Source organism: Rhodovulum marinum (assembly GCF_004343075.1).
In the GTDB taxonomy this organism is placed as follows: domain Bacteria; phylum Pseudomonadota; class Alphaproteobacteria; order Rhodobacterales; family Rhodobacteraceae; genus Rhodovulum; species Rhodovulum marinum.
Genome location: NZ_SLXP01000012.1, coordinates 34,904 through 50,623 on the forward strand (window position 1 = coordinate 34,904; position 15,720 = coordinate 50,623).

Consider the following 15,720-nt stretch of genomic DNA (forward strand, 5'->3'; position numbering starts at 1 on the left):
TTTTGCCGGTAATCGTCCATGATGATCAGGGCAGGGACAGGGGATTCCGTGTCCGCCGCCGGACGCCGATGCTTTGCCTGTTCAGTCCGGGGGCGGCTGTTTCGGCGGTTTGACGGCGCTTTACGACATGTCGTCGGCATCGGGCCTTGGGCGCAATGCCTATGTTCAAGAAAAATCTTGAACTCTTTGAATTCGATCAACACTCGTTGATAGTTCTGTGCTAACTTCCGCCGGTAAATTGGAGACGCGACATGGCCCTTACTCCCAAATCAGATGGCTCGGGTGCAACCGGCGATGAAAGCCTTGGCATCGAGGCTTTTCAGGCCGTTGACCGCATACGAGAGGCGCTCTCGGGACAGCTCAGCGGCGGGGTCTCGCCCGGCTCGCTGATGATGGCCTATGTCGACTGGGCCTTTCATCTGGCGCAGGCACCGGGCAAGCAGATGGAACTGGGCGTCAAGGCGGGCCGCAAATGGCAGCGTCTCATGGCGCATCTGATGGCCTCGGCGATGGATCCGCAGGCCGCGCCGGTCATCACGCCCTTGCCGGGCGACCGCCGTTTCGCCGGTGAAGCCTGGGCGAAACCGCCCTTCAGCTGGATGTCGCAGGCTTTCCTGCTGCAGCAGCAATGGCTGCATAACGTCACCCATGAGGTTCCGGGCGTGACGAAGCACCACGAGGATGTGGTGTCTTTTGCCGCGAAACAGATCCTTGATGTCTGTGCGCCTTCGAACAACCCTTTTACCAATCCCGAGGTTGTGGCACGGACCTGGGCTACCGGAGGCATGAACCTTGTGAAGGGCTGGCAGAACTGGCTGCAGGACGTCGTCCGCCAGATCCGGCAGGAGCCGCCAGAGGGTGTCGAGGCCTTTACACCGGGTCGCGATGTGGCGGTGACGCCGGGCAAGGTAATCTTCCGCAACCACCTGATCGAACTGATCCAGTATACGCCCACGACAGAAACCGTGCACCCCGAGCCGGTGCTGATCGTTCCGGCCTGGATCATGAAATACTATATCCTCGACCTCAGCCCGGAGAATTCCCTGATCCGCTGGCTGGTGGCGCAGGGCCACACGGTTTTCGCCATTTCCTGGCGCAATCCGGGTGCAGAGGATCGTGATCTGACGCTGGAGGATTATCGCCGGCTGGGCGTGATGGCCGCGTTGGATGAGATCACCCGTCTAATGCCCGATCAGAAAATCCACGCCACCGGCTATTGTCTGGGTGGCACTTTGCTGTCGATCGCGGCGGCTGCCATGGCGGGGAAGGGGGACGCGCGTCTCGCCTCGCTGACGCTGCTTGCCGCGCAGGTCGATTTCGCCGAACCGGGCGAGCTTGCGTTGTTCATCGACCCAAGCCAGCTGCATCTTCTTGAAAGCATGATGTGGAACCGCGGCTATCTCTCTGCCGATCAGATGGCGGGGGCGTTTCAGCTTTTGCGCTCGAATGACCTCATCTGGTCCCGGATGGTGCGCGATTACATGATGGGCGAGCGGACGGCGATGAATGATCTCATGGCCTGGAATGCCGACAGCACCCGGATGCCCTATCGGATGCATGCCGAATATCTGCGCAGGCTTTATCTGAATAATGAGCTTTCTTCGGGACGCTTCACCGCCGGGGGCAAGACAGTTCTGTTGCAGAACATCCGGGTGCCGATCTTTGCCGTCGGGACCGAGCGCGATCATGTCGCACCCTGGAAGTCGGTCTACAAAATCCACCAGTTCACCGATTGCGAGGTGACTTTCGCGCTGACGTCGGGCGGGCATAATGCGGGGATCGTCTCTCCTCCCGGTCACCCGCGCCGCCGCTACCGGCTGGCGACCCGCGCCCATGACGACGCGCTTTTGCCGCCCGAGACCTGGGTCGAGGCCAATCCTGCAACCGAGGGTTCGTGGTGGACGCCCTGGCAGGCCTGGCTTGCCGCGCGTTCGGGTGCCCCCGCCGCGCCGCCCGCAATGGGCAACGCGCTGGCAGATGCGCCCGGCACATATGTTTTCCAGAGGTGACAAGATGACCGGCACTCTGACCAACTATCTGTTTCACCAGATGAAAATCGGCGACCGCGCCAGTCTTGTCCGCCACGTCGGTCCCAAGGATATTGAATTGTTCGCCGCTGTTTCCGGCGACGCCAACCCCGCGCATCTGGATGCCGGTTTCGCCGCCCATGGGCCGTTTGGCCATGTCGTGGTGCACGGCATGTGGACTGCGGCGCTGATTTCGGCGGTGCTGGGCACCCGCCTGCCGGGGCCGGGGACGATCTATCTCGACCAGCAGATCCGCTTTAACAAGCCGGTTTCGCCAGGCGATACCATCACCGCCGAAGTTGAAGTGGCCGAGCTGATCGAGGGCAAGAACCGTGTCCGCCTGACGACCACCGCCCGCAATCAGCGGGGCGAGGTGGTGCTTTCGGGCGAGGCGCTGGTGCTGGCCCCGGTCGAGCAGGTGACCTGGGTGCCGGGTGACCTTCCCGAGGCGGTGGTCTTGCCGAAGGGGCGCTGGCAGGGCTTTGTCGAAGAGGCCCGCGCATTGCCCCCGGTGCGGGCGGCGGTGGTGCATCCCTGTTCGAAATCCGCGATCCTTGGCGCGATCGAGGTGCGCGACGAAGGCCTGCTTGACCCGATCCTGATCGGTCCCGGCGCAAAGATTCGCGCGGCGGCCGCCGAGGCCGGGGTCGCGCTTGACGGCTTCCGGATCGAGGAGACAGAGCACAGCCATGCAGCGGCGGCGCGGGCGGTGGAACTGGCGGCCTGTGGCAAGGTCCAGGTGCTGGTCAAGGGCAGCCTGCATTCCGATGAACTGCTTGCGGCGGTGGTTTCGAAAAGCGGCGGCCTGCGCACCGAACGCCGGATCAGCCATGTCTATGCGATGGATGTGCCCGCCTATCGCAAGCCGGTGATCGTCACCGATGCCGCGATCAATATCGCACCGACATTAGAGCATAAGCGCGACATCTGCCAGAATGCCGTCGATCTGATGCGGCTTCTGGGGCGCGATCAGCCGAAGGTCGCGGTGCTGGCGGCGGTCGAGACGGTGAACGCGACGATGCCCGCCACGCTGGATGCCGCCGCGCTGACGGTGATGGCGGCTCGAGGCCAGATCACGGGCGCGCTGGTTGACGGGCCGCTGGCCTTCGACAATGCGATCAGCCCCGAGGCGGTGGCGACGAAGGGCATCGTCTCGCAGGTGGCGGGCGAGGCCGATATTCTTCTGGTGCCGGATCTCGAGGCCGGGAACATGCTTGCCAAACAGCTGATCTATTTCGCGGGCGCCACGGCCGCGGGGCTGGTTCTGGGCGCACGGGTGCCAATCGTTCTGACAAGCCGGGCGGATCCTTTATCGGCCCGCATCGCCTCGGCTGCGCTGGCCAAGCTGGTCGCGGTCCGCAAAGCGGAGGGGAAGGCGTGACCCGCGATCTGATCCTGACATTCAACACCGGATCCTCGACTATCAAGCTGGGGTTTTACGCACTGGAGGCCGCCGCGCCGCGCCCGCTGGCCTCGGGCGTGATCGATTTCCGCGATGAGCCTTTCGAAGTGCGCCTGACGCGCGAGGGCAAGACCTTTTCAGGCCCGATCACAGCGGATCCCGGCGATCTGACAGCCGTGCTGAACCAGGCTTTTGCCTGGCTGGCCGGGCATTTCAATCTTTCGCGCCTTGCGGTGATCGGCCATCGGGTTGTGCATGGCGGCGATGTCTTCACAGGACCAGCCCGGATCACCGATCAGGTGATCGCGCAGATCGACGCGCTGGCGCGGCTTGCGCCGCTGCATCAGCCGCAAAGCCTTGCGCTGATCCGGGCGATGCGGGGGCTTTACCCCGATGTGCCACAGACAGCCTCTTTCGACACGGCGTTTCATGCCACCAACCCGCCCCTGATCCGCCGCTTTGCCCTGCCGCGCGCGCTTTATGATCAGGGGATCAAGCGCTATGGCTTTCATGGTCTCTCCTACCGCTATATCGCCGGGCAACTGGGCGATCTGGCCACCGATGCAAAGGTGGTCGCCGCACATCTGGGCAGCGGCGCAAGCCTTTGTGCGATCCGGGGCGGCAAGAGCATCGACAGCTCGATGGGGTTTTCGACGCTGGACGGCATCCCGATGGCGACGCGTTCGGGTGCGCTGGACCCCGGCGTGATCCTGCATCTGATGGGCGAAATGGGGCAAAGCCTGAAACAGGTCGAGACCATGCTCTATCGTGAAAGCGGCCTTCTGGGCGTGTCGGGTTTCGAGGCTGACAGCCGCGAGCTGATGGCCAGCACGCGCCCAGAGGCTGCCGAGGCGATCGACCTCTTTTGCCTGCGCATCGCGGGCGAGGTGGCACGGTTGGCGACCAGCATGGGCGGGATCGATGCGCTGGTCTTCACGGCAGGAATCGGCGAGCATCAGCCCGGTATCCGCGCCCGTGTCGCCGCGCGGCTGGCCTGGCTTGGGGCAGAGCTTGACCCCGATGCCAATGAAGCAGGGTCGCGCAGGATCAGCACCGCCGCCAGCCGGGTGCAGCTTCTTGTCATTCCGACCGATGAGGAAAGCATCATCGCCCAGGAGGCCGTCAGCGAAGAGGCAGCGACATGATTGATCTGAAAGGCAAACGCGGCCTCGTGGTTGGCGTGGCGAATGGGGCCAGCATCGCCGCCGGTTGCGCCAGGGCCTTTCGCGCGGCGGGGGCAGAGCTGGCGCTGACCTTTCTTAATGAAAAGGCCCGGCCATGGGTCGAACCCGTGGCGCAGGAAGTGGGTGCGCCGCTGTTCCTTCCTTGCGATGTGCGTGAACCCGGCCAGTTGGAAGCCGTGTTTGACCGCATTACCGCTGAATGGGGGCGGCTTGATTTTCTGCTTCATGCCATCGCCTTCGCCCCGCGCGAGGATCTGCACACCAGCGTTGTCAACGCTTCGGCCGAAGGTTTTGCGACGGCGATGGATATCTCTTGCCACTCCTTCCTGCGCATGGCGCGGCTGGCGCGGCCTTTGATGCAGGCGGGTGGTTCGCTGATCACGGTCAGCTTTTACGGCGCGGATCGGGTGGTCGAGAATTACAACCTCATGGGTCCGGTAAAGGCCGCGCTGGAGGCTTCGGTCCGCTATGCGGCGGCCGATCTGGCGGGCGAAGGGATTCGTGCCTTTTCGCTTTCAACCGGTCCGGTCAAGACCCGCGCCGCCTCGGGGATCGACCGGTTCGATGCGCTGATGGATAAGATTCGCGCCCGTACGCCTGCGGGAAAACTGGTAAGCATCGAAGAGATCGGTACGCTGGCGGCCTTTCTGGCAACCGAGGCCGCAAGTCCCATGAGCGGATCGGTGGTCTATGCCGATAACGGATTTCACACCACCGCCTGAGGCAGGCGCGGGGCCCCGCCCTTGACCGGAAGGCGGATCCGGGGCAAAGCGGAATCAACATCAGTTGACAGCATTCTGACAGGCGCCGCCGCGTGACCTTCTTTACGGTTCATCCCTTCCATTCCTTCAATCTTGCCGTGGTCTTGCTGATCGCGGGCAAGATCGGCGTTGTTGCAGAACTCCCGCTTCGGGAGTGAGGAGTAACGCGCGAAAGTTGGTGATGCCCTGAGGGGCGGCATATCATGGCGGTGTTCAGACGCCGTCAATTCTCAGCCGAGAAAGGGATATGATGGTGTGGATGCCGCCGCCCGGCGTCATCGCAACATATCGTCATGCTGATGGCAGCGTGGCAAAGGAATGAGGCACCCACATGACTACAGCAACCATCATCGGCCTTGATCTGGCAAAGAACGTTTTCCACGCGCATGGTGCCTCCGAAGCCGGTGCCGTCGTGTTTCGCAAAAAGCTTTCTCGAAGCCAGGTTCTGCCGTTTCTCTCGGAGCAACCCAAATGCATCGTCGCCATGGAAGCCTGTGCGACCGCCCACGGTTGGGCGCGGGAGATTGAACGCCTCGGCCACAGTCCACGCTTGATCCCACCGCAATATGTGAAGCCATATGTCAAACGCCAGAAAAATGATATGGCAGACGCGGAAGCCATTGCCGAGGCGGGCTCACGTCCGACCATGAGGTTTGTCGAGCCCAAACCCGAGGATCAGCAGATCAGCGCGATGGCCTATCGGACGCGGCAGATGTTCATTGGCCAACGCACCCAAACGATCAACGCCTTGCGTTCGCATCTGGCGGAACACGGTGTGATTGCCGCGACCAATATGTGTGGCCTGAAGAAACTGTCTGCGATGATTGAAGACGAAACGGTGTCCATGCCATGCAAAGTCCGCGAATTGGCGCATGTCTATGTCGACCATATCGCGCAGCTGACAGCGCAGATCGCAGAGATGACGGGTGAGATGCGGGAAATGGCCAAGAAATCCGCGGTGGTGAAGCGCTTGCAGACTGTCCCCGGGGTTGGACTGCAAACCGCAATGGCAGTCGAAACATTCGCGCCGGATCCGGGATGTTTTTCCCGCGGGCGGGATTTCTCGGCTTGGCTGGGACTGGTGCCCAGACAGAATTCCACAGGCGGGAAAAGCCGCTTGGGGAAGGTCTCGAAGATGGGGCAGGTAGACATTCGCAGCCATCTCATCAGAGGCGCCATGTCGGTTATTTCAGCAGCGACCCGTTTTGGCATCAAGAAGGGCTCGTGGCTTGAACGGCTTCTGGCTCGGAAACCAAAACTCGTGGCGGCGGTCACCCTGGCAAATAGAATGGCCCGTGCGATCTGGGCGATGCTGACGAAGAACGAGGATTACAAGAACCCCGAGGCGGTCGCGTAACAGCGAGACGCGCCAATCTCTGCCTCGGTCGATGTGTGAGGAGGTCACCGAAGCTTTTATGGGAAACTGATCGGCCAGATCCGGACCGGGAAAACCATCTATGTGGCATTGGGCGTCCAAGCCCTCGGATATGATTTGGACCCGGTACGCGCATCACCATATCGGCCCGCGGCCATGAACAGTGCCGCAACGACAAGGCCTAATACATGACCGCACCCGATCGCACCCAAAGAGGTTCAAAATACCCCTTGCACCAAAGGCGGCATCCATACATGCCACATGTCGGAGACTACCATCAGCACGCTGCCCGATCCATCGGGGTTTTCGCCGGATCCGCTGACGGACCTCATCCGGGAGGGTGCGCGCAAGCTTATCGAACAAGCGGTTGAGGCCGAGCTGGCAACGCTCCTCGCCGCGTTCGCTGAGGAAAGGCTCGATGACGGCCGGGCCAGGCTGGTGCGGCACGGACATTTGCCGGAGCGCGAAATCCTGACCGGGATCGGTCCGGTCGCCGTGAAGGTGCCGCGGGTGCGGGATCGCAAGCCGGGAGCGGAGAGGATCTCCTTCACGCCCAGCATCCTGCCGCGCTACCTGCGCAAGGCCAAATCGGTCGAGGAACTGCTGCCCTGGCTCTACCTCAAGGGGGTCTCCACCGGCGATTTCGGCGAGGCGCTGGCCGCCCTTCTGGGGCCGGACGCCAAGGGCCTGTCGGCCAAGACCGTCACCCGCCTGAAAGCCAACTGGTGGTCCGAATACGAGGCTTGGGAGAAGCGCGACCTCGGAACCCGGCGGTTCCTCTACATCTGGGCCGACGGTGTCTACTTCAAGCCGCGCATGGCCGAGGAAAAGCAATGCGTTCTGGTCATCGTCGGGGCGGATGAATACGGCCGGAAGGAACTGCTGGCCATGACCGACGGCTTCCGCGAGAGCACCCAGAGCTGGCGCGAGGTGCTGCTCGATCTCAAGCGGCGCGGCCTCACGCAGGATCCCAAGCTCGCGATCGGCGACGGTGCCCTCGGCTTCTGGACGGCCCTGCGCGAAGTCTTCCCCACGACGCAGGAGCAGCGGTGCTGGCTGCACAAGACCATGAACGTGCTGAACGCGCTGCCGAAATCGGCGCAGGCCAGGGCCAAAGGACACCTGCACGACATCTGGCAGGCCGGGACAAAGGCCGAAGCCAACGTCGCCTTCAACTTCTTCGTCGAAACCTACGGCGTGAAATGGGACAAGGCGGTGGCCAAGCTGGTCAAGGACCGGGACGCGCTGCTGACCCTCTACGACTATCCGGCCGAGCACTGGAAACATATCCGGACGTCAAATCCGATCGAGAGCACCTTCGCCACCGTCCGGCACCGCACCCGGCGAACCAAGGGCTGCCTGAGCCGAAAGACCGGGCTCGCCATGGCCTTCCGGCTGATGATGTCGGCGCAGAAGAAATGGCGGAGGCTCGACGGCCGGAACCGCCTGCCAGAGGTCATCAGCGGGGTTGAGTTCCGCGACGGCGTCCGCTGCGCACACCGGGGTCATCCGGTCACCGATTCCGATAATATCCGGTCGGTCATTCCGATTTAATCCGGTCACGGATTCCGAGGTATCCGATCATCCCGGTTTCGAGTTGTGAGACCGGCTGCTGGGCGATCGTGCAGCAGGGTAGCCTTGCCGTCATCGAGGACGAGCAAGGAGCCCCAGAATGAGACGATTGCCAATGCGCAAGATTTCAGAAGCCCTTCGCCTGAGGGCCACCGGATTGTCGACGCGGAAGATCGCGAGGAGCCTGAACGTCGGGCAGTCGACGATCAGCGAGTATCTCAAGCGGGCGGAACGGGCCGAACTGTGTTGGCCGCTCCCGGACGGGCTGGACGAAGCCGCGCTGGAACGACGGCTGTTTGCACCGCCGGGCGGCCAAACGCGCCGAGGATTGGCGCAGCCGGATTGGGCTGCGGTTCATCGGCAACTCCGCCGCAAGGGGGTCACGCTGTCGCTGATCTGGGAGGAGTATCGCGCCGCCCATCCGGACGATGGCTATGGATACAGTCGGTTCTGCGACCTCCACCGTCGCTGGGAAGGCCGCCTGTCGCCCACCATGCGCCAGCACCATGCGGCTGGCGAGCGCGTGTTCGTCGACTATTCCGGCGATACCATCGAGGTGATCGATGGCGAGACCGGCGCGATCCGCGTGGCGCAAATCTTCGTCGGCGTCCTGGGTGCCTCGAACTATACCTATGTCGAGGCGACCTGGACCCAGAGCCTGCCGGACTGGATCGGCGCGCATGTTCGCTTGCTGGCCTTCTTCGGCGGTGTGCCCGAGCAGATCGTCTCGGATAATCTCAAGGCTGGCGTGACCAAGGCCTGCTTTCATGAGCCGCAGATCAACCGCACCTATGCCGAGATGGCCGCTCATTACGGCACGGCGATCCTGCCGGCGCGTCCCTACAAGCCTCGCGACAAAGCGAAGGCCGAGGTCGGCGTTCTTGTCGTCCAGCGCTGGATCATCGCGCGGCTGCGCAAACGGCGGTTCTTTTCTCTGGCCGAAGTGAACGCGGCGATCCGCGATCTGCTGCCGGGACTGAACGGCAAGATGACCCGGCACCTGGGCGCCAGCCGCCGGGATCTGTTCGAACAGCTCGACCAGCCCGCGCTCCGGCCGTTGCCCGCGGCCCCCTACGAGTATGCCGACTGGGTCGAGCGGCGGGTCGGCCTCGATTACCATGTCGAAGTTCATAAGCACTACTACTCCGTGCCCCACCAGCTCCTGAAGAAGACGCTCTGGGCCCGGATCACGGCCCGGACTGTCGAGATCTTCCATGAAGGACAGCGCGTGGCCTCCCATGTCCGAACGTCTGGGAACCGCAAGCATACGACCGTGGCCGCGCACATGCCCGCCAGCCATCGCCGATATGCCGGGCTCACCCCCGCCGAACTGCGGCGCATGGCCGAGAAGATCGGTCCCAACACGGCGAACCTCGTGGATCTGATCCTGCGCGCCAAGCCCCATCCCGAGCAAGGCTTCCGCGCCTGCATCGGGATCGTGCGCCTCGCCAAGCCCCATGGCCGGGACGCCCTTGAAGCCGCCTGCCTGCGTGCTGGCGAGATTGGCGGCCTGTCATACAGCTCGGTCAAATCAATCCTCCGGAACAACCTGCATCGCCGACGGCCAGAGACCCCCGCGGAGGGCCCGGCGATCACACATCCCAATATCCGCGGCGCCAGCTATTTCCACTGATAAGGAGACATCCGAATGCTCGACCATCCCACCCTGAACCACCTGCGTGCCCTCAAGCTCGATGGCATGGCGGAGGCCTTCGCCGAGTTGCAGCGGCAAGACGATGCCGCCGAGATCAGCCATGCCGAATGGCTGGGTCTTCTGATCGACCGCGAGGCCGCGAACCGCAGCACGAAGCGCTACCAGAGCCGGATGCGCGCGGCCAAGTTGCGCCATGGGGGCGCCGCCATCGAGGACGTCAATTACCGCGCCCCGCGGCGACTCGACCGGGACCTGTTTCGCCAGCTCGCGCACGGCGACTGGATCGGAAAGCGGCAAAATCTGATCATCACCGGCCCCTGCGGTGTCGGAAAGACCTGGCTGGCCTGCGCGCTCGGACAGAAAGCCTGCCGCGACGGTCGCACCGTCCTCTATCACCGCTTGTCGCGTCTGTTCGCCGATCTCGAACTCGCCCATGGTGACGGGCGGTTTCCCCGCTTGTTCCGCCAGATCATTCGCACCGACCTGCTCATCCTGGACGACTGGGGGCCCGAACGGCTGACAACATCGCAGCGCCGCGACCTGATGGAAATCGTCGAGGACCGCTACCAGAACGGATCGATCATCATCACCAGCCAACTGCCCGTCGACGCCTGGCACGACGTCATCGGCGAGCCGACCTTCGCCGATGCAATCCTCGACCGCATCGTCCACAACGCTCACAGGTTGCCCTTGGACGGCCCCTCACTGCGAAAGAACGAAACATGACGCGCGACAGGGCCACCGCCACGCGCGACGCCGCGCCAGCGTCGTGGGGCGCGCACGGCGCCGCGCGCGGCTCCCCTATCACGAACCTCGAAAAGCTTGACCGCATCAAACAGAGGCGACATCAAGAAAGCACGCTCAGTGGCGACGTCTCGCGGTGACCGGATGTTGTCGGAATGCCCGACCGGATGCGTCGGTGTGCGCAATCTCTCCACCTTGAACAATGGGCGCGATGTATCACCCGTATCGATCGGGCGCAGCCCTTCGGTTGTCGAGACGGCCGAGTTCGTGCCCTTCAATGTCCCTTTTCTTTCACGGGTTCTGCGTTCGGCCTTCGTCAGGCCCCGGCTTTCAGCTTCGATCTGGCGTTGCTGTCGGATCAGCTCAGCCAGCACCAGCTCATTAGACCCGGACTTGCCAAGGGCACGGGCCTTCCTCATCGCTTCGCGATATTCCCAGAGCGAGACGGGCGGAATTTCCAGGTTTCTGTACCGCGCCTCAACATACCGGCCATCGTCCAGTTCGACCCAGATCATTGAGATATCGCGAGGATCGTAGCGAACGACCACCTTTCCATCCCCGCGCCCAATGTGGCCTGCAAGGGCATCGGACCAGTACCTTATCTGGAACAGATGGATGCCGTCACGCCTGATCTTGCGCAGTTCACTCGGCAGGAAGCTCACCTGAAAGGCTTCCATCTCGAAGGGGATGTCGCCTGTCATTTGCTCTGAGAGCGCCTCCCATTTGGCAACGGGCGTGCAGCCAAGACTTGAATGAATGCTGTTGTTGTAACGGCAGATTTCCAGAGCAAACCAGCGATCGAATTCGCTCAACGTCATCGTGGCCTTGCTTTCGGCGTCATAGTCGCCCTTTGCCGCGATCGAGGATTGCGTTGTTCCCGGCAACAGGTGAACGGCCCCCATCATGGTGCCGATCAACCGTTCGATGTGACCACCGAAGTGAGGACTTGCTGGCGGTCGATAGACCAGATCGATCCCCCAATCCGCACAGGCCGACCGAAAGGCGCGCGACCGGAAATCGCGACCGTTATCGACGTGGATGCTGTGCGGTTTGCCCTGTGCCGGCCAAGGAACATCGCACGCCAATTCCGCAAGAAGTTCCTCCTTGAGGGCCACCGCCTGTGTCAGGCAAAGCGCCACTGACAGACGCGAAGGTGCCTCGAGAGAGGTGTAATATCCGGTCACCATCCGCGTTGCGACGTCGATCGCCAGCGTGACCCAAGGCCGCCCAATTGGTTTGCGTTCAAAGCCGTCGACAAGAATGATGTCCGCCGGTGTATGATCAATTTGGACGATCTCCAGTGGCATACTGGCCTTGTTCTCACCTGTGACCGGCGCAAATTTCTGGCGGGCCGCCTTTGCGCCCTCTCGTGCCTTCGCAACTTCGCGGGCATCCATCGCATCCAGACGACGCTGAACCGTTCGCCGTGTCGGCGGTTGCAAGCCCTCCTGCCAGCAAGCGCTGCGGATTTCTGTCACGACGCGCGACAAGCTCGAACGCTCCCGGCGCAAGAAATAGCGGCGAAGGTGCTCCTCGATTACCGCTTCGACTTTGCTGGATATTAACATCGTCCCGGTCGGGCGGCCCCGTTTCCGCGGAGCCAGAGCGCTGGTGCGCCCACCCTCTTCCGCCAACCGTTTTATCCAACGCCAGACCGTCGCCCTGCTGACACCAAGCTCCCAAACGGCGTCATTGATGCCACGTTCCAGGCTGCCAGTCCCATTGAGATATGCCTGAACAAGAGGGCGCAGCACCGCGGCCCTGCGCGCCTCTTCAGCACCAACAGCAACGCAGTCTTCGCCATCACCATCCATCGATATTTGCCGCAAATGTCTGTGAACCCTGTCTCAGGTTTAAGGGCAAAAATATCAGAATTAAAGGCAAAATCTCATATTTAAGGGCAAAGCTCAGCCGTTGATTTCGTTGGATTTCCCATCTCACAATTAAGGGCTACGCGACAGGAGTCCAGCATACATACGATATTATACTATCGCAACACCAAGTATAAAGACGCATAATGAAGTTTATGTTAAATTTCGAAGAATTCAGCGCGTAGGGACTTATTATGCAGCCTAAAGTCGACATCAAACTGCATCGGATTGTTTCATCCGAGCAGACAAATGTTGCTGACTACATTTAGATCGTTCCGTTCCTCCATTAATCGTGAAGCATCTGATGTGATGTCAATTTCCAGGCCAGAGTCCTTTTCTTGCAGAATCGCTGGCTACCCGTCACGCGCCCACGCAATTGCGGACTCGGTATCGCTGGATTCGAACCACTGCATCTCGGAGCCCGTCAATAGGTTGACCACCCGTGCGCCCCATTCCATCCATCTGCGTTCTCCGACAACCGCTATGCGACCGAAATCGTTCGCGTGGGCGGTGTCGACCTTCAGATCTTCTAGCATCGCCGAAGGCTCTTCGTAGCCCTCGAAACTTGTAAGGTCGAGAACCAGACCCGGATTATCGGTTGTTCCAAGACGCTCATGAAGCAGCGCGTGCATTTACTTGAATTCTGTCTCCGTCAACTTGCCTTCGCAGACGAGCCCGATGACATCATCACGCTCGGTCAGCGTTTCCTTGAACATTGGTCTTCTCCTTTTCACTTGCGTTGCCGTGACCGTAGAGATCGGCGTTCTGATGAGCGCGATCCTCGTGCTCGAATTCGAGGCTGGAATGGCTGATGCCGAATTCTTCCTTCAGCCGCTCCTTGATCGCGCTCTTGATCTCTTCGATCTTCGACCATCCCTCGGCTGCCACGACGACATGACAGTCGAGCGCAGCCTCGTGCTCTTGCATTTGCCAGAGATGGACGTGGTGGACGTCGGCGACGCCTTCGACTTTCCGCATCGCTTCGACGACGGCCTCGTTGTCGATGTCCGGCGGGCTCCCGAGCATCAGGGTTCGGATTGGGCCGCCTATTTCAGTGAAAGACAGATACAGGATGTAGGTCGCGATGCCGATGGTGATGGCAGGATCGACCCAACGCATGTCGTAAAGGATGATCAGCGACCCAGCGACGATAACCGCGACCGAAGCAAGCGCATCCGAAAGGTTGTGGAGAAAAAGCGCACGGATGTTCACGCTCCCCTTCTGCATCGAATAGGTCAGCATTGCGGTCAGCGTGTCGACCACAAGCGCGATTCCACCGAGAATGACGACGGTCCACCCCATGACTTCGGGTGGATCAATCATGCGCATGCCACCTTCGTAGATCAGATAGAAGCCGATCACGATGAGGGTGGTGTAGTTGATCAGGGCCGCGACGATTTCGACCCGGCCATAGCCGAAGGTCATGCGCTCATCGGCCGGGCGGCGCGCGATCTTGCGTGCGGCAAAGGCAATGACAAGCGAGGCCATATCGGAAAAGTTGTGCAGCGCATCGGCGATCAGTGCCAGGCTGCCCGACAATATGCCCCCGACGATTTGCGCAACGGTAAGAAGCCCGTTCGCCCAGATCGCGATGGCAACCCGCCGATCGCCAGAATCCGGATCGATATGCGCGTGCCCGTGGTCATGTGGCATTGGCAGGCTCCTCATGCGCGTGTGTCGCGCGTCGGTCAGTCTTGAGGCGGTCGCTGCGGAAACCACGAACGCGCGCATTCATCCAGTGGCGTATGATATGACGGTAAAGGGCACCACGCAGCCATCCAAAGGATTGCTCATGGGAAAAATAGAAGGCGTCCGGCGTATCAAACACGCCGAAATCCTGCACGATGCCGGTTTTCTGAATGTAGGTATCTTCTCCGTTCCAGGCGACGGGAGGCGCGCCAAGGCAATCCGTGCCCGCGCCATAACCGCAGAGACTTTCTGTGTCCGAGAATGACGTTTGCAGGACATCGAGGAAAGCGTCATCCAGGATGAAGCCTTCAAGGTTGATCCAGGCACCTTGAAATTCGATCTCGACCCATGAGTGGAGAATTTCCTGCGGAGCAAGCGGATACACCAGCTCAGGGACAACACCGCGCTGCAAGCCTTTGTGGATCGTAAACCCATGCAACCGGCAACGAATGCCGACACCACGCAGCAGCGCCATCAAGAGCGTGCTTTTGGTATTGCACTGCCCATAGCCGTCGGAAAGCACTTCGGATGCGGGGATGTCGTCAGCTCGATTGTATCCGAACGCGATTTCATTCCGAACGAAATCATAGGCAGCTCCGATCCGATCGTATTCGGATAAGCCGCGCCAGCTGCGGTTCTCAATTAGACGCGCAAGAGGCGCGGCATCAAAATCCAGTAGTTTGGTGGGTACAAGTAGGGGGTCGATCATCTGCAACGGGTCGCTCCTCGAATCGTCTTGGAACAAGACTAATTGCTATAGTCACTATAGCTTCAATCCTTTCTTTCAGAAAGAATCTCCCGCAACTATTTGTCCGTGTGAACCGCTTTGTGGTGTTCGCCGTGTGCGTCGCGCAGGATGTCGATACCGCCCCAGGCCGCGATCCCGGCGACGATCACACCGACGACAAGGTCCGGCCAGTTGGTTCCTAGCCAAGCGACGAGGCCACCGGCCACGACGATCCCGAGGTTCGCGGCGAAATCGTTGTAACTGAAGGTGTTGGCCGCGCGGATATTGACGTTTGGATTTTTGAGCTTAGCGAGCAGCCAAACGCAGACTGCGTTGATAGCCGCCGCGATCAGGGCCATTGCAATCATGATCGTCCCGAGCGGATCTGACCCACCGATGTAGCGGCGCCACGCATCGTAGAGGATGCCTGCAGCGAACAGGATCAGCAGCCCGCCGGAAACGTTCGCCGCCCCGCGTTTCCATTTGGCGGATCGGGACAAAGCGAAAAGGCTGATCGCGTAGACGAAGCTGTCGGAGAGGTTATCGAGCCCGTTGGCGATCAGGGCACTTGAGTCGCCGAAGGCGCCTGTTGCGAAAAAAGCCACGGCCAAACCGATATTGAGCGCCAGAACGATCCAAAGCGTCCGTCTCTCCATTGAATCTTGTCTAGCGGCCATTTTGTGGTTCCAGCTTGTGTTGTACGACACATTAACT

Annotated in this window: 13 protein-coding genes; 8 read left to right on the forward strand and 5 right to left on the reverse strand. The window is 61.2% G+C overall.

Annotated elements, in window-relative coordinates; translation table 11 throughout:
- Positions 1-251: 251 nt before the first annotated feature.
- The 8 genes from EV662_RS15645 (at position 252) to istB (ending at position 10,701) form a co-directional block, all read left to right on the forward strand.
- Positions 252-2,009 carry a PHA/PHB synthase family protein gene (locus EV662_RS15645; RefSeq protein WP_051693716.1) on the forward strand — a complete coding sequence of 586 codons (1,758 nt, stop codon included), beginning with the start codon at positions 252-254 and terminating at the stop codon, positions 2,007-2,009.
- Between the two features lie 4 nt (positions 2,010-2,013).
- A complete protein-coding gene (locus tag EV662_RS15650) occupies positions 2,014-3,408 on the forward strand; it encodes a bifunctional enoyl-CoA hydratase/phosphate acetyltransferase (protein WP_132464611.1) in 1,395 nt (464 codons plus the stop codon).
- The gene (locus tag EV662_RS15655) at positions 3,405-4,574 is read left to right on the forward strand and encodes an acetate/propionate family kinase (RefSeq protein ID WP_035745643.1); all 1,170 of its coding nucleotides are present in this window, start codon (positions 3,405-3,407) and stop codon (positions 4,572-4,574) included. The genes EV662_RS15650 and EV662_RS15655 overlap by 4 nt, the downstream gene beginning before the upstream one ends.
- Positions 4,571-5,335, forward strand: coding sequence for an enoyl-ACP reductase FabI (gene fabI / locus EV662_RS15660; protein ID WP_078542990.1), 765 nt, complete (start codon positions 4,571-4,573; stop codon positions 5,333-5,335). The genes EV662_RS15655 and fabI overlap by 4 nt, the downstream gene beginning before the upstream one ends.
- Before the next feature lie 370 nt (positions 5,336-5,705).
- On the forward strand, positions 5,706-6,731 hold the full coding sequence (locus EV662_RS15665; RefSeq protein WP_078542988.1) for an IS110 family RNA-guided transposase: 1,026 nt from the start codon (positions 5,706-5,708) through the stop codon (positions 6,729-6,731).
- 279 nt (positions 6,732-7,010) lie between these two features.
- Positions 7,011-8,303, forward strand: a complete 1,293-nt coding sequence (locus tag EV662_RS15670) for an IS256 family transposase (protein ID WP_078542986.1) — start codon at positions 7,011-7,013, stop codon at positions 8,301-8,303.
- Positions 8,304-8,421: 118 nt separating this feature from the next.
- Positions 8,422-9,954 carry an IS21 family transposase gene (gene istA, locus EV662_RS15675; protein WP_132464614.1) on the forward strand — a complete coding sequence of 511 codons (1,533 nt, stop codon included), beginning with the start codon at positions 8,422-8,424 and terminating at the stop codon, positions 9,952-9,954.
- 15 nt (positions 9,955-9,969) lie between these two features.
- Positions 9,970-10,701: an IS21-like element helper ATPase IstB gene (gene istB / locus EV662_RS15680; RefSeq protein ID WP_132464617.1), complete on the forward strand. Its 732-nt coding sequence runs from the start codon at positions 9,970-9,972 to the stop codon at positions 10,699-10,701.
- On the opposite strand, the gene EV662_RS15685 is transcribed toward istB, so the two are convergent.
- From EV662_RS15685 to EV662_RS15705, 5 genes are all read right to left on the reverse strand, one after another.
- Positions 10,653-12,533: a Mu transposase C-terminal domain-containing protein gene (locus EV662_RS15685; protein WP_243695876.1), complete on the reverse strand. Its 1,881-nt coding sequence runs from the start codon at positions 12,531-12,533 to the stop codon at positions 10,653-10,655. The genes istB and EV662_RS15685 overlap by 49 nt on opposite strands.
- 410 nt (positions 12,534-12,943) lie before the next feature.
- Positions 12,944-13,222: a SpoIIAA family protein gene (locus EV662_RS15690; protein ID WP_234988885.1), complete on the reverse strand. Its 279-nt coding sequence runs from the start codon at positions 13,220-13,222 to the stop codon at positions 12,944-12,946.
- Between the two features lie 55 nt (positions 13,223-13,277).
- The gene (locus EV662_RS15695) at positions 13,278-14,243 is read right to left on the reverse strand and encodes a cation diffusion facilitator family transporter (RefSeq protein ID WP_010138164.1); all 966 of its coding nucleotides are present in this window, start codon (positions 14,241-14,243) and stop codon (positions 13,278-13,280) included.
- On the reverse strand, positions 14,233-14,988 hold the full coding sequence (locus EV662_RS15700) for a transglutaminase-like domain-containing protein (RefSeq protein WP_026155634.1): 756 nt from the start codon (positions 14,986-14,988) through the stop codon (positions 14,233-14,235). Before EV662_RS15700 ends, EV662_RS15695 begins: the two co-directional genes overlap by 11 nt.
- 95 nt (positions 14,989-15,083) lie before the next feature.
- On the reverse strand, positions 15,084-15,662 hold the full coding sequence (locus tag EV662_RS15705) for a cation efflux transmembrane domain-containing protein (RefSeq protein ID WP_009573601.1): 579 nt from the start codon (positions 15,660-15,662) through the stop codon (positions 15,084-15,086).
- Between the last annotated feature and the right edge of the window lie 58 nt (positions 15,663-15,720).